The organism is Acidipropionibacterium timonense, from assembly GCF_900605005.1.
In the GTDB taxonomy this organism is placed as follows: Bacteria; Actinomycetota; Actinomycetes; order Propionibacteriales; family Propionibacteriaceae; genus Cutibacterium; species Cutibacterium timonense.
The window spans coordinates 2,388,414-2,404,963 of sequence record NZ_LR027558.1 but is presented as its reverse complement, the minus strand read 5'-3'; the positions used below and the strand labels follow the sequence as shown (position 1 = coordinate 2,404,963).

Here is a 16,550-nt window from a genome sequence, read left to right as displayed (position 1 = left end):
GACGAACTCGGTCTGGAGGTCACCGGCCAGCTGATCAGTGACGAGGAGACGGTCCTGGCCTGCCGGGTCGTCGCCCCCGACGACTGGTGCCACTGGTGCGGATGCCAGGGGGTCCCTCGTGACACGGTGATCCGCCGGCTGGCCCATACCCCGATGGGCCACCGGCCCACGATCCTTCAGATCCGGGTACGCCGGTACCGGTGCACCGGCTGCGGACATGAATCGGCCTGGGTTTCGTTCCGTTCTTGAAGCAAGGATGGAACACGATGAACCAGAAGTACTCTCCCGAGATGCGCGAGCGCGCGCTGCGGATGCTCGATGAGGCCAAGGCCTCTGGTGAGCACTCGAATTTGATGTCCGCCGTGCGGCATGTTGCGGGGCTCCTCGGGATGAGCGCGGAGACGCTGCGGGTGTGGCATTGCCGCCGCGAGGTCGACGCCGGCGCGAAGCCCGGTGTCTCGAGCGATGTCGCTGAGGAGAACAAGCGCCTGCGTCGCGAGGTGGCCGAGTTGCGGAAGGCGAATGAGATCCTCAAGGCTGCGAGCGTGTTTGTCGCGAAGGAGCTCGACCGGCCCTGACCGGGATGATCCGCTTCATCGACGAGTATCGAGAGCGGTTCGGGGTCGAGCTCATCTGCCGGACGCTGCGCCCGGCAGTGCAGGGATTCATCACGTCCCGCGGGTATCGCGCCGCGAAGACCCGCGTAGCCTCCGCCCGGCAGCTGCGCGACGAGCTGCTGGTGCCCGAGGTCGCCAGGCTGCATGCGCAGAACTACGGCGTCTACGGGCGGCGGAAGATGCATGCTCTCCTGAAACGGCAGGGGTGGGGCATCGGCCGCGACCAGACCGAGCGCCTCATGCGCTTCGCGGGAGTGCGTGGGGTTCGCAAGTCGAAGAAGGTGTTCACGACCAGGCCGGACAAGGCGCAGGCCCTACCGCGGGACCTCGTCCAGCGGCGGTTCCGTGCGGGCGCGCCGCGCCGACTCTGGGTTGCAGACATCACGTATGTGGCCACCTGGGCGGGCTTCGCATACGTCGCGTTCGTCACCGACGTCTATTCACGTCGGATCGTGGGCTGGAACGTCGCGGCGACGCTGCGCGCGGAGGTGCTGCCGCTGCAAGCGCTGGACATGGCCGCCTGGGGCGCGGACGGCCCGCTGGACGGGCTGATCCATCACGCCGATCACGGCTCGAACTACATGTCGATGGTCTACACCGACCGGGTCGTCGAGCTTGGCGCAACACCCTCGACGGGAACCGTCGGGGACTCGTATGACAACGCCCTCGCCGAGGCGGTCAACAACCCCTACAAGACCGAGCTGATCCGCCAGCGCGGCCCCTGGAGGACCGTCGAGCAGGTCGAGCTCGCGACGCTCGAATGGGTGTGGTGGTGGAACCATCAACGCCTGCACGGCGAACTCGGCATGCGCACCCCGATCGAGATCGAGGACGCGTACTACGCTGACCTCGAATCAGGCCTCCCGGCGACCGCCGGACAGGGAAACCGATAGGAACGAAACCCAGGCCGATTCATGGTGCCGGCGATCCTCAGGCGGGCGTCCTTGCGGTACAGATCGACCGTGGTCTGTCTCAACGGCCTGCGGGCTCTGGTGGCGCGACGCTCGATGACGGTCCCGATCCATTCGAGAACCGTGGGCATGGCGGCCTCACGCTCCTCGGCGGCCACCTGCTCGGCGTATCGCTGGATCGGAGGGGTCCACAGTCCCTGACTGATGAGCTTGCGGTCCTCCGACAGCCACCCCTCGGCGTACCCCCGGTCGACGAACGTGCTCGGTGCCTGGTGCCTGTGATGGTCAGGACCGATGTAACGAGCCTGCCAGTTCCCACTCGTCAACTTCCTCGTGCTGCCGAACGTCCTCCTGTGACTGTCCCTCTTGCCCATGCTCCGCCCCTCCTCGGTTGATGCGGTCAGTCCGTGCCCACCACGTGCCCAATGAAACCCATCTCGTGCCCATCCATGCCCCCCTGTGCGGACTTCCTCGCAAATGACAAGTAGCCCGTGACTAGGTGTTTAACCTAGTCACGGGCTACTTCTCCGTGTGCGCGAGAGAGGAGTTGAACCTCCACGTCCCAAGGGACACTGGCACCTGAAGCCAGCGCGTCTGCCATTCCGCCACTCGCGCATCGGGTCCGCGGACGAACCCAACTCGGAGAGACTAGCACGGGCCCCGTCGCCCCACGAAATCCGCGCCGACCTCGCGGGACCCGGACTGGATACCCGCCACGTAGGCATGGCACAGTGGAGCGGTGCTGTCCTTCCTCGCCACGGCCATCGCCCTCGGCATCGCCGGGTTCGACCCCCTCGGATCGGTCGTGCTCATCGGCGCTCTCGGCCTCGGCGTGCGGCGTTCGGGAGTGGCGGTGCTCACCCTCGTCTCCATCGGCACCTCGCTGATCCTGGGGCTCCTCGGAGTGCTGGGGGCCGGCGCGGTGGCCCACCGCCTCCACCTGCGCCACCACCCCGTCCCGCACGAGGTGTGGATCGTCATCGCCCTGGCCGTCGGCGTCGCCCTGGTGGCGTGGGCGGTCGTCCGATTCGTGCGCGGCGGCGCCCTCGAGCTCGACGAGGGGTCGTCCCACCGTCCCCGGTCGGCCTCCGCGGCGGCCCTCGCCGTGTCCGGTCTTGTCGTCGGGCTCTCCTCGCTGGCCGACCCCGCCTTCTGGGCGATGCTCGTGCACGCCTCGCAACTACGCCATCACCGACGTCTGGCCCCGCTCGAGGCGGCCATCTGGGTGCTGTGCAGTCACAGCCTCCTCGTCGTCCTGGCCATCCTCGACCTCGTCGGCGGGCATCTGTGGGTCTCCCGGCTCGTCACCGACCTGCAGACCCGTCACGGCGCCCGCATTCGCACCGGTCTGTCCGTGCTCATCGCGGCCCTGGGGGTGCTCGTCCTCGTCGACGCCGGCGTCGCCCTGGCCACCGGTGCGTGGCTCGTCGAGATCTGAGTCAGCGCCGTCGCGCCACGAGGACACCGCCGCCGATCCCGACGACGAGCGCGACACCGATCGCCACGAACTGCCAGCGGCCCCACGTCGATCGGGTCGGGACCGCCACCGGGGTCGGTGAGGGGCTGGGGGACTCCGCAGCGGCCGCATTCATCCGTGCGGCGACGGCGTCGATGGTCCGCGACATCGTCGCCGAGGTGTAGCGCTTGTGGACCGTCCGCCCGGCGTCGATGGCCTTCTGCCAGGTTGTCTGCAGCGTGAGGATGGCCTCGATGGACGGTGCGGCGTCGCAGACGATGTCGTCGGCCAGGCAGATGGAGTAGGTCGCAGGTTGGGCCGCGGCGGGGATCTCGGCATGGGCGGCGGCCATGTCGGTGCGCATCGCCGCCAGGTCGAAGGATCCCTGGGTGAGGTCCACCGTCGTCTGGATGAGCGCCTTGACCTGGGTCTCGCGGGAGCTGCCGGCCTTCTTCGCCTGGCCGCGCAGGTACTGCAGCAGGGCCGACATCCCGATGCTCGACAGGCTGGCAGTGCCGTCGAGTTCCTGGACGTTCTGGGACGGGTGGTGGTCGGGATTGCCCAGGAGGATCGCCCCGACGAGCCGCGAGGTGTCGACGTTCGCAAGGGCCTCGGTGATCGCCTGCGCCCCCTGGGAGTACCCGGCGAGCAGCACCGACTGGTTCGGGCAGCGTCGTCTCTCGGCCCGAAGGAGCGTCGCGAGCCGGGTGGCCCCGGTCCGGGCGGAGTCGAAGTACTCCGTCGCGGGCATGGTCGAGTCGAGCAGCAGGGAGCTGAGCGAGGTGTTGGCCAGGGTGTGCGGGTCGGCAGCCGGGTAGTCCAGCCACACCTGACGGACTGTCCCCTTCCCGGACCAGCGGGAGGCCAGGGCGTCCCGTACCCGGGTGACGGTCGAGCCGTAGGGCGCGTCCTCACCCGAGCCCCGCACCCCGACGAACAGGAGGGAGGCGCAGGCCTGGGACGACGCCTGCGACGACGACACGGGCTGGCCCGACCACGCCGTGGCGGCGGCCGCCCGGGGAGCGGGCAGCACGACCGTCACGACGAGCCAGAGGGCCAGCAGGGTCGTCATCCAGCGCTGTCTCACGACCCCAGTGAATCAGGTCGGCCCAGGGTCGGAGTGTGGGACCACAGCCTGGCTCAGGGCTGCTGGAAGGTCCCGGTGACGCTCGCGTGGTCGAGGCGGGTCGTGTGGATGACGAAGCGCACCTGGACGTGGGCGGCGTCGTCGGGCACCTCGAGGTGGGCCACCGGCATGGCGTGCACGGTGAAGACGTACCGATGCGCCGGGCCGGCTGGCGGGTTGGGGCCGCCGTAGCCGTGCTCTTGGTAGTCATTGACGAACTCCCGGGCCTGGGCCGGCAGGGGTCCACCCTCGGGGATGGAGGTGACGTCGGCGGGGATGTCGACGGCGATCCAGTGCCAGAATCCCGAGCCGGTGGGGGCGTCCGGGTCGTAGCAGGTGAGGGCGTACGACCTCGTGCCCTCGGGTCCGGGGGTCCAGGTGAGGGCCGGCAGGACGTTGTCGCCGCCGGCTCCCGGATGGGCGTGGACCAGGGGGATCGACGTCCCCTCGATGGACGAGCTGAGTTCCATGGTTCTCCCCTCGCAGCGGTGCCTGACCCCTCCATCCTGCCCGCACGGGTGGACATCCGACGCCGGAAGCCCTGAAACGGGTGGTTCCGCGTCCCGGAACGGCGTTCGGCGTCGAATCTCCACCCACGTTCCCGGGAGCGACGCCGCCCGGCGGCTCAGTCCATCCGCGCGAACGCTCTGGTCCGCAGCACGAGGTCCTGCGCCTCGTCGCACTCGTCGAGGTCGACGGTGGCCAGGATCGACCAGTCGTGGTTGCCCTCGGGGTCGTCGATGATCTGGCGCACCGTCCACAGCCGCCGCTGCTTCTCGATGAGGAAGAGGGCAGGGGAACGGGCGTCCGGCCCGTCGTCGAGATCGTCGAACTCGTCCCAGTAGTCGCCCAGGGCGTCCTCCCAGACGTCGGCGGTCATGGCCGACCCGGTGGGTTCGAGCGAGGCCAGGGCCTCGAAGTCGTCGTCGGCCGCGAGGATGACCTTGCGGAACATCGCATTGCGCACGGCGACCCGGAAGGCCCGCTCGTCCGAGGTGAAGGTGCGCGCCGGACGCACCTGCTCCTCCTCCTCGACCGGGTGGGTGAGGGCCTCCCACTCGTCGATGAGCGAGGAGTCGGTCGACCGGACGACCTGCCCGAGCCAGGCGACGAGGTCCTCGAGCTCCTCGGTGCGCTCGGCCTCCGGCACCGTCTGGCGCAGCGCCCGGTAGGCGTCGGTGAGGTAGCGCAGCACCAGACCCTCCGAGCGTTGCACCTTGTAGAAGGCGCAGAACTCGCCGAAGGTCATGGCTCGTTCATACATGTCGCGGACGATCGACTTGGGGGCCAGGGCATCGGGGCCGACCCAGGGGTGGGTCGGGGCGAAAAGGGCGAAGAGGGCCTCGAGGTGCTCGGCCAGGGGCTGGGGCCACTCGACCTCCTCGACGGCCTCCATCCGCTCCTCGTAGTCGTAGCCCTCGGCCTTGAGGGCGGCGATCCGCTCGCCGCGGGCCGCGTGCTGCTGGGCAAGGAGCACCGTCATGGGGTTGTCGAGGGTGGCCTCGATGACGCTGACGACGTCGAGGGTGTGGGTGGGGGAGGCCGGGTCGAGGGTGGAGATGGCCTCGGCGGCGAACCCCGACAGCGGCTGGTTGAGAGCGAAGTCGTCCTGGAGTTCGTCGTTCATGGCGTACCGACGGCCGCCGGGGGTCGGCTCGGGCAGCCGGTGGATGACCTGCGAGCGCAGCAGCCCCATCCCGATCTGGACGCCGCGGCGGTACAGCCGGCGGCGTTCGGCGGGGTTCGAGGTGGCGGCGTCGATGACGTGCCTGACGGCTGCGACGGTGTCCTCGTCGCGTTGGAGGAGGTTGAGGATCATGGCGTCGGTGACCCGCATCCGGGCGTGCAGGGTCTCGGGGGTCGACTCGATGAGCCTGGTGAAGGTCTCCTCGGTGTAGTCGACGTACCCCTCAGGTGGTTTGTGACGCTGCACCTTGCGCCTCTTGCGGGGGTCGTCGCCGGCCTTGGCCAGGGCCTTCTCGTTGGCGACGACGTGCTCGGGGGCCTGGGCGACGACGTAGCCGACGGTGTCGAACCCGGCGCGGCCGGCACGCCCGGCGATCTGGTGGAACTCGCGCGACTTGAGGACGCGGTTGCGGTGACCGTCGAACTTCGTCAGGGCGGTGAACATGACGGTGCGGATCGGCACGTTGATGCCGACCCCGAGGGTGTCCGTGCCGCAGATGACCTTGAGCATGCCGCGCTGTGCCAGGGACTCGACCAGACGGCGGTACTTCGGCAGCATCCCGGCGTGGTGGACCCCGATGCCGGCGGTGATGAACTTGCGGACGGTGGTGCCGAACCCCTTGGAGAACTGGAATCCGCCCAGTTCGGCGGTGATGGCGTGGCGTTCCTCCGTGCTCACGAGCTTCATCGAGGTGAGCGACTGGGCCCGCTCGACGGCCTGCTTCTGCGAGGGGTGGACGATGTAGACCGGCGCCTTGCGGTCCTCGACGAGGGTCTCGAGGGTGTCGTGGTCGGACTGCATCGACCACTCGTACAGCAGCGGGACCGGTCGGATCGCCCCGCCGATGACCTCGCTGGGGCGCCCGGTGGCCGCGGTGAGGGTCTCGGCGAGCCAGCTGACGTCGCCCAGGGTGGCGCTCATGATGACCATCTGCGCCTGCGGAAGCTCCGACAGCGGCACCTGCCAGGCCCAGCCGCGGTCGGGGTCGCCGATGAAGTGGAACTCGTCCATGACGACCTGGTCGACGGCGGCGTGGCGCCCCTCGCGCAGCGCGAGGTTGGCGAGGATCTCGGCCGTGCAGCAGATGATCGGGGCGTCGGCGTTGACCGAGGCGTCACCGGTGACCATGCCGACGTTGGCCGCTCCGAAGGTCTGGCACAGGGAGAAGAACTTCTCGGAGACGAGGGCCTTGATGGGGGCGGTGTAGTAGGTCCGTCCGCCGCCACCCACGCAGGCGAACTGGGCCGCGGCGGCGATGAGGGACTTGCCCGACCCGGTCGGCGTCGTGACGATGACGTGGGAGCCTGCGAGCACCTCGTAGATGGCCTCCTCCTGGTGCTCGTAGAGGCTCAGGCCGTCCTGGGCGACGGCCCGCTCGACGTGGTCGATGACCATGTCGGGGTCGATGGGTCGGGCACCGGGGGAGTCCCAGCCGCGGGGTCGGTCGGCGCGGTCGCTGGTCACCGGTGGTCGGCCGTCGATGAGGTCGTCCAGGGCTTCGGCCAGGCGCACGTCGTCCTCCAGTCGTCGGGGATTCCAACTTATCGGACTGGCATGATGTCCCCATGACCAGCGAGATGCCGACCGACAACCGCCTCGAGTTCCCGCAGCGGGTGGTGTCCGGGCGGATCATCGGCGTGCTGCCCGACGTCCCCGCCGACGACCTCGTCGCCCCGCTGGAGGTCATGGTCCAGGAGCGCATCCGCGCGTTCAGTCTTCCGGTGTCCGACGCCGAGCGGCGTCGCCGGGTCGTCGAGGTCTTCGGACATCGGGCCTGCTTCGGGGTGCACGGCGTCGTGCGGGTCGAGGACGTCGCGCAGCTGGTGGAGCAGAAGGTCGCCTTCGTCCTGGCGACCGGGGCCGATGACGCCGTCGTCGGGGCGCTGCGCGCCGCGGGGATCCCGTGTGCGGTCGACGCCCTCACCCCCACCGAGGTACGGGCGGTGTGGGCCCGGGGGGTCGACGCCGTCGAGGTCGCTCCGGCCGACATGGGCCCGGCGGCGTACGGGGTCACCCTGGCCGAGCTCGCTCCCGGGGCGCGGATGATCCCGCGGGGTGGGATCGGGAGCTACTCCCTGAGACGGTGGCTCGAGGCCGGGGCGGTCGCGGTGTGCGTCGACGAGGTCCTCGTCGGGGACGCCGCCGAGGGCGGGGCGATGCCGGCGCTGCGGGAGCGGTGCCGGTCCGTCCGGGCGGCCGTCGACGACGTCGACGCGTAGGGACCTGACGACGACGTCGACGCGTAAGGATCTGACGACGGCGTCGACGGGCGCGGCGGCCTCAGTCATCGAAGAACGAGTTGCCGTCCGCGGGCCCCTCGTCGTCATGGCCTGCGCGTCGTCGCCCGATCCGGGCGACGCCTCCGCCCACGGCCGCCAGGGCGAGCAGTCCGCCGACGATCCCGGCGACGACGACGAGCGCCCGATGACCGCCCAACGAGGCGACGAACCCCGGCGGTGTGAGCGGGGTCGAGGAGACCACGGGGATCGGCGTCGGGGTGCTCTCGCGGCCGTCCCCGTCGGGGCTCTCAGGGGTCGGTGACGCGGTGGGCGTCGGGGTGGTCGTGACGGTCGGTGTCGGGGTCGGGCTCGGGGCCGTCACGGTGACCTTGAAGATCTGCGAGGACCCGGTGAAGCGCCCGTCCCCGGCGAATGCCACGCGGACGGTGATCGGGCCGCCCGGCTGATCGGGCGGTACCTGCAGGAGCGCGGTGAACGAGCCGTCGGCTGCGGTGACGGTCGTCTGGTCGACGGTGTGGGAGAACGATCCCGACGAGTCGATCTCGGCCCCCGAGACCGGGGTGCGGTCGGCCAGGGTCACGGTGCCCTGGAGCCGCAGCACCTCACCCGGGCGGGCGGTCGACGACGAGATCCGTGCGGTCATGCGGGTCGCCGGGGTCCCGGTGAGGACGACGGTCGTGCTGGCGGCGGACCGGCCGACCGCGTCGTTCCCGTCGAAGCGGGCGGAGACCGTGTGGGCGCCGGCGCTGATGTCGACGGGGAGGGTGAAGGTCACCGACCACGCGCCGCCGGAATTCGTCGTCGTGACGGTGACGTCCTGCCCGTCGAGGCCGACGCTGATCCGTCCGCCGACGACGGCGTACCCCACCTGGGTGGTGAGCCGTCCGGTGGCGTGGACGACGCGCTTGGAGTCGAGGGTGGCGGCGAGGGTGAGCTTGCCGGTCGGCGGGGTCGCGTCCGCGGTGGGGATCGGCGACAGGGCTCCGACAAGGGTGAACACGGCGAGCAGGAGCATCGTCGTCCACGAGCGCACTCTGCCCATCGGCCACCTCCTGTCCTCGCCGGGCCATCGTAGACGTCGGGCGGTGTCGGGAAATCACCCCACACGCGCAGATGTTCCCCCTGAGGGGACGAAATCCTCGCTCAGGGTGAATTCCTGACATGTCTGGTCGCGCACCCCGGCCTCCCCTCGGCCACGCCACGGCGCCCGGGCGCAGCACGCGGCTCGTCCGGCCAGACCGGCCCGCGAGACTAGGCTGGGCCTCATGCAGACACCGGTTGATGCCACCGCCACTCCCGCCTGGTCCAAGCTCTCGCAGCTCCAGTCCTCGCTCATCGACGGCCCCCACGTCATGCGCCGTTGGTTCGACGCCGACCCCGATCGCGCGGAGCGCTTCACCCTCGAGGCCGCTGACCTCCACGTCGACCTGTCCAAGAACCTCCTCACCGACGAGGTCCGTGACGCCCTCCTCGAACTCGCCGAGCAGACCCACGTCGCCGAGCGCCGCCAGGCCATGTACTCCGGCGAGCACATCAACGTCACCGAGGACCGGGCCGTCCTCCACACCGCCCTGCGTCGTCCGGCTTCCGATGAGCTGCACGTCGACGGGCAGGACGCCGTCGCCGATGTCCACGAGACCCTTGCCAAGGTGTACTCCTTCGCCGAGAAGGTCCGCTCCGGTCAGTGGAAGGGGGTCACCGGCAAGGAGATCCGCACCGTCGTCAACATCGGCATCGGCGGCTCCGACCTGGGTCCCGTCATGGCCTACGAGGCCCTCAAGCCGTACGTCCAGCCGGGCCTGGAGTGCCGTTTCATCAGCAACATCGACCCGACCGATGCCGCGGTGAAGACCGCCGACCTCGATCCCGAGACCACCCTGGTCATCATCGCCTCGAAGACCTTCACCACTCTCGAGACCCTCACCAACGCCCGCTGCGTCCGGTCGTGGCTGCTCGACGGGCTCGTCGCCCAGGGCGCCATCGAGGACACCGAGGAGGCCCGCACCGCGGCGGTCGCCAAGCACTTCGTCGCCGTCTCGACCGCTCTCGACAAGGTCGCCACCTTCGGGATCGACCCGGTCAACGCCTTCGGGTTCTGGAGCTGGGTCGGTGGACGGTACTCGGTGGACTCGGCCGTCGGCACGTCGCTGGCCGTGGCCATCGGTCCGAAGGGATTCGAGGACTTCCTGGCCGGGTTCCACGCCATCGACGAGCACTTCGCCACCGCCGAGCCGTCCCGAAACGTCCCGCTGCTCATGGGTCTGCTCAACATCTGGTACGTCAATTTCTGGGGTGCGCACTCCCACGCCGTGCTGCCGTACGCCCAGTACCTGCACCGCTTCCCGGCGTACCTCCAGCAGCTCACCATGGAGTCCAACGGCAAGTCGGTCCGCTGGGACGGCAGCCCGGTGACCTCCGACACCGGCGAGATCTTCTGGGGCGAGCCGGGCACCAACGGTCAGCACGCCTTCTACCAGCTCATCCACCAGGGCACTCGGCTCATCCCCGCTGATTTCATCGCCGTGGCGAACCCGGCGCACCCCACCCGGGACGGTGAGGTCGACGTCCACGAGCTCTTCCTGTCGAACTTCTTCGCCCAGACCGCGGCTCTGGCCTTCGGCAAGACGGCCGATGAGGTTCGTGCCGAGGGCACCGCCGAGGCCATCGTCCCGGCCCGGGTGTTCCCCGGCGACCGGCCGACGACGTCGATCATGGCCGACGAGCTGTCGCCCAGGGTGCTCGGCGAGCTCATCGCCCTGTACGAGCACATCACCTTCGTCGAGGGGGTCGTCTGGGGCATCGACTCCTTCGATCAGTGGGGCGTCGAGCTCGGCAAGAAGCTCGCCCTGGCGATCGCCCCGGCGGTCAGTGGTGACGAGGACGCCCTCCGTGCCCAGGACTCGTCGACGCAGGCGTTGGTGAACTGGTACCGGGGACGCCGGCGGTGAGGCACGAGCATCGCGACCGCATCGTGCGGCGTGCGGTGATTTCGCTCGAGGGATCACCGCGCCGCGAGACGTTCTTCTCGCAGCCCTATGCCGCCGGTTTCGAGGTCTGGGACGCCTTCGACGGCCGCACCGGCGCCGGGCAGGACCGCTTCGACGTTCAGGCGTTCCAGCGTCGATACGGTCGGGCCCCGTTGGGTGGTGAGATCGGATGCACCCTGTCGCACGCGGACCTCATGGCGAGTTTCGGTGCGGAGGTCGGTCGCGATGATGACCTCATGCTGGTTGCTGAGGATGATGTCGTGTTCCCGCCGTACGCGGGTCAGGTTATCTCGGGAGCGTCCCATGCGACTAGAGCGGGTCTGATCCTCCTTGGATCATCCGACGAGGATTGGAGGAATCCCAACGTTTGGGCAAGAAGCAAGGATGCTGCGCAGGCATCGTTCCTTTCGTCTCCAGTCGCTTGGGTGAGGGGTAGGGGCCTGTATCGAGTGGGTCCGTATCACGGCAGTGTGTGGGGAACAACTCTGTATCTCGTCAACCGTGGAGCCGCGAGAGACGTTGCCCAATTCGCGCGCATCCATGTGGCGAGTTGGCTCGCCGACGATTTCGCTACTTGGCATCAGGCTGCGGGAGTTGAGATCCACTGGCTCCGCCCGACGGTTTCTGGGTGGGACGGTCAGTCCGAGCTTGACCCCGGAGCCTCACGCGGGGGCGCACCCGCCGGGTACTCGGCGAGGAGCTGGGGTCGGCCGGCTTGGAACCGACGGTGGAGACGATTCAAGGGCGGTGCCTCAGCTACGGTCGAGCACGTCCGGTCCCTTGTGGGTTGACGCCCCTCCGAGCGCATACGCTGTCGGTATGAACGCCCGACCCCACCGTTGGATCCGCCGGACCCTCGTGACGTCGTGCGCCGTCGTCATCGTCGTCGTGCTCGGCCCGTGGGCCCTCACGGCGGGGATGAGCGCCGGGCGGGTGCACGACGTCGACTCCACCCCGGCGCGGGACGTCACAATCGTCTTCGGGGCCCAGGTGCTGCCGTCCGGGACGCCGTCCGCCTACCTGCGCGGCCGGCTCGACGTCGCCGCCGAGCTCTACCGGGCCGGCCGCACCAAGGTCATCCTCGTCTCGGGTGACAACGGTTCGGACCACTACGACGAGCCCGACGCCATGAAGCGCTATCTCGTCGACGTCAAGGGGATCCCGGCGTCGAAGGTCGTCGCCGACTACGCCGGCTTCGACTCCTACGACACGTGCGTGCGCGCACGTCGGATCTTCGGGGTCCACTCGGCCATCCTGGCCACGCAGGACTACCACGAGCCGCGGGCCATCGCGACCTGCCGGATGACCGGGCTCGACGCCATCGGCGTGCCCGATCGCACCCAGGCCCGGGACGGCGTCTGGTGGTACGGCTGGGCCCGTGAGTTCGGCGCCCGACTCAAGATGATCTGGGACGTCGTCAGCCGGCGGACCCCGACCCTCGGCAAGGCCGAGAGCGGGGTCCAGCAGGCGCTCGGTCGGTGAGTACTGAGTGATCGGTCGCACGTCCGGCGATGTGCGGTGATCGGGCACACTGCCACGCCAGGCCGGCTATACTGATAAGAGCTTACCCATGTGGGTAGCGGGACACGAGGACGGAGTCCGCAACGATGCAGGTCTTGAAGGTTGGCAAGGCAATGAAGATCGCGGCGGTAGTACTGTGCTGTTCAGTCGTGCAGACAGCATTCATTGCTCCGCAGTCAAGGGCCGAATCTACCACTGCTGTGTCTCTAGGGGAGGCGGTCAAACTAGCTGCTCCGGAGCGTCGGCAGATCCATGATTTTCTGGTGGATAATGGAGCTCCCGAATCCACGGCATCGAAGATCATCAGAAATTTGGAAAAGGGAGAACTGCCTGATTCTGACAATGGATCTAATCCAATCTCCATCGAGCGAAAACTGGACCATGGCGATATCGTTGAAAGGCGGATTTTCGAAGACGGTTCTCTGTCCATCACGAGGATTCCTGATCTGAAGGCCAATAATGCGAGCGGACAGGTGAACATGATGGCGGTCGGTGGCTGCAAGAAGAGTAGTTCGCATTATGCTTGGTCGTACACGGACTGTCTTGCGTCTGGGGTCTCAGCAATCGTCTCAATCCGGTTCAGGTTCAATTATGGGGGTGACGTCGGGCACCGAAGTGCCAGTATCACGAAGTATTGGGGGCAGACTTATCAGACCCGCGCTGCGACGATCTCGAATGCACATTTTGAGCGATTGCCCGCATCGCATGTACGGTTTGGTGGAACTCTCAATTCATCCACTGGCCTGTTCTCCGGATCAAGATTCTTGGATCTTTCTGTCAATGGATTCAATGCAACGGCCAATCTGACTGACTGATGATCAAATCATACTCTATTTGCGACCCACATCTATATAGATTCTAAAGGAAGGCGTTTGGGAATGAATGCACTTCTCATCTCGACGGAGGCGGGCATGCTCATCGCGATACTCGTCAGTCTTGTCGTCGTGGTCCTGTTCGCTGCGCTTGTCGCGTGGTTCGTCGTCCTCATCCTCAGAAGGAGCAGGACGCGCATCGCGATCGTCAACGAAACTCATCCACCCCGCGCTGACGAGGGCCGATGACATGACCTTTCAGTGGGCGGGCCGCTGACGGCGTGACGGATCCGGCCCGGTGACCGCAAGCCGCCGGGCCGGCTTCCGCAGTTCGGATCAGAAGTCGGCGTCCACCGGATCGGCGCCGAGCCGGTGGCCCGAGTCGACGCCGTTGATGGCGGCGATCTGCTCGTCCGACAGCTCGAACCCGAAGACGTCGAAGTTCTCGGCGATGCGCGAGGGGGTCACCGACTTGGGGATGACGACGTTGCCGATCTGCAGGTGCCAACGGATGATGACCTGAGCGGTCGAGACGCCGAGGTCGGCGGCGATGGCGCTGATCGTCGGATCGGTGAGGTCCTTGGACTGGCCCAGCGGGCTCCACGCCTCGGGCTGGATGCCGCGGGCGGCGAGGTCGGCACGCAGCGCGGCCTGGTTGAAGGTCGGGTGCATCTCGACCTGGTTCATGCTCGGCACCGCGCCCTCGATGGCATCGAGGTGCACGGGGGAGAAGTTCGACACGCCGATGGAGCGGGTGAGGCCCTCGGCCTTGAACTCCTGGAGCGCGTTCCAGGCCTCGATGTACGCGTCACCGTACTTGACGTTGGCCGGCCAGTGGATGAGGTACAGGTCGAGGTGGTCGAGACCGAGCTTGTCCAGGCTGGTCTCGATGGCGCGCCGGGCATCGTCGGCGTGATGGGCGTCGTTCCACAGCTTCGTCGTGACGAAGAGCTCGTCGCGGTCGACACCCGACTCGGCCAGGGCCCTGCCGACGCCGCGCTCGTTGCCGTAGATCGCAGCGGTGTCGATGTGACGGTAACCCGTGGCCAGGGCGGTGGCGACCGAGGCATGGGCCTCGTCCTCCGAGACCTGCCAGGTGCCGAACCCGAGCTGTGGGATCTTGACGCCGTCGTTGAGGGTGAGGGTGGGAACTGTCATGGGCGTCCTCCTGATGGTCGTTCGTCGTCACCTCCATGCAACACCACGTCGGGCAGGGACCGCACGGGGTTTCGCTGTCGGCCCGCCGTGACTGTGACGCCGAAGCCCGCTCATGGGAGAATGCCTGCCATGTCGTCACTGCCCTCCCAGCTCTCCGCCCGCGTCGAGTCCGTGACGGGGGTCGATCCGGAGCTGCGCCCTGCCACCAAGCCGCAGTTCGGCCACTTCCAGTCGAACGTGGCGCTGCGTCTGGCCAAGCAGGAGGGGCGACCGCCGCGGGAGGTCGCGGCCGACGTCATCGCCAGGCTCGGCGTCGGCGACCTGTGCGAGACCCCGGAGGTCGCCGGCCCCGGGTTCATCAACTTCCGGTTGCGCTCGGACGTCCTGGCCCAGGTGGCCTCCGACCTCATCGACGACCCCCACGCGGGCATCACCCAGGCCCCGAACCCCCAGCGGATCGTCATCGACTACTCGGCCCCCAACGTCGCCAAGCAGATGCACGTCGGCCACCTGCGCTCGACGATCATCGGCGACTGCTTCAACCGGGTCCTCACCGCGCAGGGCCACACCGTCATCCCGCAGAACCACATCGGCGACTGGGGCACCCAGTTCGGCATGCTCGTCCAGTACGTCGTCGAGCACGGGCTCGACGTCACGACTCTCGATCTGCCCGAGGTCGAGCAGCTCTACAAGGACTCCAAGAAGGAGTTCGACGCCGACCCCGACTTCGCCGACCGCGCCCGGCGTCGCGTCGTCAAGCTGCAGGGTGGTGACGAGCGGACCCTGGCCATCTGGCGCTCCCTCATCGAGGTCTCCCTGGCCGGGTTCAACGAGACCTACGCCCGGCTCGGGGTGCTCCTCACCGACGACGACCTGGCCGGGGAGTCGACCTACAACGACGACCTGCCGCGGGTCGTCGACGAGCTCGAGGCCGACGGTCTGGCGGTCGAGGACAACGGTGCCCTGTGCGTCTTCCTCGAGGGTCAGGACGCCCCCATGATCGTGCGGAAGCGCGACGGCGGTTTCGGGTATGACGCCACCGACCTGGCTGCCATCCGGCGTCGGGTGAGCACCCTCCACGCCGACCGCATCATCTACGTCACCGACGTCCGCCAGGCCCACCACTTCGAGGTGCTCTTCGAGGTCGCCCGCAAGGCCGGGTTCCTGCCCGAGTCCGTGGCCGCCGAGCACGTCGGCTACGGCATGGTGCTCGGGCCGGACGGCCACCCCTTCAAGACCCGCGAGGGCGGCACGGTGTCCCTGGCGAGCCTGCTCGACGCCGCCGAGCAGCACGCCGCGCCGAACATCGCCCTGGCCGCGATCAAGTACGCCGACCTGTCGAACGGGCTGCAGAAGGACTACGTCTTCGATGCCGAGCGCATGGTGCAGACCACCGGTGACACCGGCCCCTACCTGCAGTACGCCCATGCCAGGGTCTCCCAGATCCTGCGCAGGGCCGCGGCGGAGGCCGATCCGCAGGTCGACCCCGAGGCCGATCTGTCCACCCTCGGCTGGGGCCGGGTCGAACTGCTCGAGGAACCCGCCGAGCAGCAGTTGGCCCTGCTCCTGTCGAGGTTCGGTGAGATCGTCGACCTCGTCGCCGTCGACCTCACCCCGCACAAGCTGTGCACCTACCTCTACGATCTCGCCGGGGCGTACTCGAGCTTCTACGAGAAGTGTCCCGTGCTGCGTAGCGAGGGGCAGGTGCGCGCCTCGCGGCTGGCCCTGTGCGCCGCGGTGCGCCGGGTGCTCGGGGTCGGGCTGGGGCTGCTGGGGATCGACGCCCCCGACCGCATGTGAGATCGCCGGCCCCGGGGGCTGAGACCACCGGACCGCGGGGCCGGCGGATCATCGTGTTACGATAATGAGAACCATTCTCAAGAGGGACAGGATGATCATGAAGGTCAGGAACTCTCTGCGGTCCCTCAAGAACCAGCCCGGCTCCCAGATCGTCAGGCGGCGTGGCCACGTCTACGTCATCAACAAGAAGAACCCGCGGTTCAAGCTCGGCAGGGCTGATCCCGGGACGCTGGTG

Annotated in this window: 14 protein-coding genes, 1 tRNA gene and 2 pseudogenes; 11 read left to right on the top strand and 6 right to left on the bottom strand. The window is 68.3% G+C overall.

The genetic code is table 11. The features are described 5' to 3' along the window. Positions 1–216: pseudogene (locus E0E30_RS11365) on the top strand (transposase family protein); the annotation flags it as partial. 50 nt (positions 217–266) lie between these two features. Further along, positions 267–1,510 (top strand): IS3 family transposase gene (locus tag E0E30_RS11360; RefSeq protein WP_130866371.1). Its coding sequence is split into 2 segments (ribosomal slippage): positions 267–552 and positions 552–1,510, totalling 1,245 coding nucleotides; the frame shifts between segments, so codons are not numbered across the junction. A 550-nt stretch (positions 1,511–2,060) separates the two neighbouring features. Here E0E30_RS11360 and E0E30_RS11355 read toward each other — a convergent pair. Next, a tRNA-Leu gene (locus E0E30_RS11355) sits at positions 2,061–2,143 on the bottom strand. 124 nt (positions 2,144–2,267) lie between these two features. Between E0E30_RS11355 and E0E30_RS11350 the strand changes: the two genes are divergently transcribed. Then, entirely contained in the window at positions 2,268–2,966 is a 699-nt protein-coding gene (locus E0E30_RS11350; RefSeq protein ID WP_130866370.1) for a hypothetical protein, read from the top strand. 1 nt (position 2,967) lies between these two features. On the opposite strand, the gene E0E30_RS11345 is transcribed toward E0E30_RS11350, so the two are convergent. From E0E30_RS11345 to E0E30_RS11335, 3 genes are all read right to left on the bottom strand, one after another. Further along, a complete protein-coding gene (locus tag E0E30_RS11345; protein ID WP_245306588.1) occupies positions 2,968–4,071 on the bottom strand; it encodes a cutinase family protein in 1,104 nt (367 codons plus the stop codon). Between the two features lie 53 nt (positions 4,072–4,124). Continuing rightward, positions 4,125–4,580 (bottom strand): YbhB/YbcL family Raf kinase inhibitor-like protein, encoded by a 456-nt coding sequence (locus tag E0E30_RS11340; RefSeq protein ID WP_130866369.1) that lies wholly within the window; start codon positions 4,578–4,580, stop codon positions 4,125–4,127. 155 nt (positions 4,581–4,735) lie between these two features. Beyond that, positions 4,736–7,309, bottom strand: a complete 2,574-nt coding sequence (locus tag E0E30_RS11335; protein WP_130866368.1) for a DEAD/DEAH box helicase — start codon at positions 7,307–7,309, stop codon at positions 4,736–4,738. A gap of 53 nt (positions 7,310–7,362) precedes the next feature. Between E0E30_RS11335 and E0E30_RS11330 the strand changes: the two genes are divergently transcribed. Beyond that, complete coding sequence (locus E0E30_RS11330; RefSeq protein WP_130866367.1) at positions 7,363–8,016, top strand: bifunctional 4-hydroxy-2-oxoglutarate aldolase/2-dehydro-3-deoxy-phosphogluconate aldolase; 654 nt, start codon at positions 7,363–7,365, stop codon at positions 8,014–8,016. A 61-nt stretch (positions 8,017–8,077) separates the two neighbouring features. Here the strand turns inward: E0E30_RS11330 and E0E30_RS13350 are convergent, their stop codons facing one another. Then, positions 8,078–9,079, bottom strand: a complete 1,002-nt coding sequence (locus tag E0E30_RS13350) for a hypothetical protein (RefSeq protein ID WP_167853939.1) — start codon at positions 9,077–9,079, stop codon at positions 8,078–8,080. 223 nt (positions 9,080–9,302) lie between these two features. On the opposite strand from E0E30_RS13350, the gene pgi reads away from it, so the two are divergent. The 5 genes from pgi to E0E30_RS11290 all read left to right on the top strand — a co-directional run bounded on the left by pgi (position 9,303) and on the right by E0E30_RS11290 (position 13,606). Further along, positions 9,303–10,985 carry a glucose-6-phosphate isomerase gene (gene pgi, locus E0E30_RS11310; protein WP_130866363.1) on the top strand — a complete coding sequence of 561 codons (1,683 nt, stop codon included), beginning with the start codon at positions 9,303–9,305 and terminating at the stop codon, positions 10,983–10,985. After that, entirely contained in the window at positions 10,982–11,815 is an 834-nt protein-coding gene (locus tag E0E30_RS13945) for a glycosyltransferase family 25 protein (RefSeq protein ID WP_167853938.1), read from the top strand. The genes pgi and E0E30_RS13945 overlap by 4 nt, the downstream gene beginning before the upstream one ends. Positions 11,816–11,843: 28 nt before the next feature. Then, entirely contained in the window at positions 11,844–12,506 is a 663-nt protein-coding gene (locus tag E0E30_RS11300) for a SanA/YdcF family protein (protein WP_130866362.1), read from the top strand. Between the two features lie 125 nt (positions 12,507–12,631). After that, a complete protein-coding gene (locus E0E30_RS11295; RefSeq protein WP_130866361.1) occupies positions 12,632–13,360 on the top strand; it encodes a hypothetical protein in 729 nt (242 codons plus the stop codon). 63 nt (positions 13,361–13,423) lie between these two features. Further along, positions 13,424–13,606 (top strand): hypothetical protein, encoded by a 183-nt coding sequence (locus E0E30_RS11290; RefSeq protein WP_130866360.1) that lies wholly within the window; start codon positions 13,424–13,426, stop codon positions 13,604–13,606. A gap of 87 nt (positions 13,607–13,693) precedes the next feature. On the opposite strand, the gene E0E30_RS11285 is transcribed toward E0E30_RS11290, so the two are convergent. Further along, the gene (locus tag E0E30_RS11285) at positions 13,694–14,515 is read right to left on the bottom strand and encodes an aldo/keto reductase (RefSeq protein WP_130866359.1); all 822 of its coding nucleotides are present in this window, start codon (positions 14,513–14,515) and stop codon (positions 13,694–13,696) included. Positions 14,516–14,644: 129 nt separating this feature from the next. On the opposite strand from E0E30_RS11285, the gene argS reads away from it, so the two are divergent. Together argS and ykgO are read left to right on the top strand one after the other, a co-directional pair. Next, positions 14,645–16,315, top strand: coding sequence for an arginine--tRNA ligase (gene argS / locus E0E30_RS11280; RefSeq protein WP_130866358.1), 1,671 nt, complete (start codon positions 14,645–14,647; stop codon positions 16,313–16,315). A gap of 97 nt (positions 16,316–16,412) precedes the next feature. Further along, a pseudogene (gene ykgO, locus E0E30_RS11275) lies at positions 16,413–16,520 on the top strand (type B 50S ribosomal protein L36); the annotation flags it as partial. Positions 16,521–16,550: the final 30 nt, after the last annotated feature.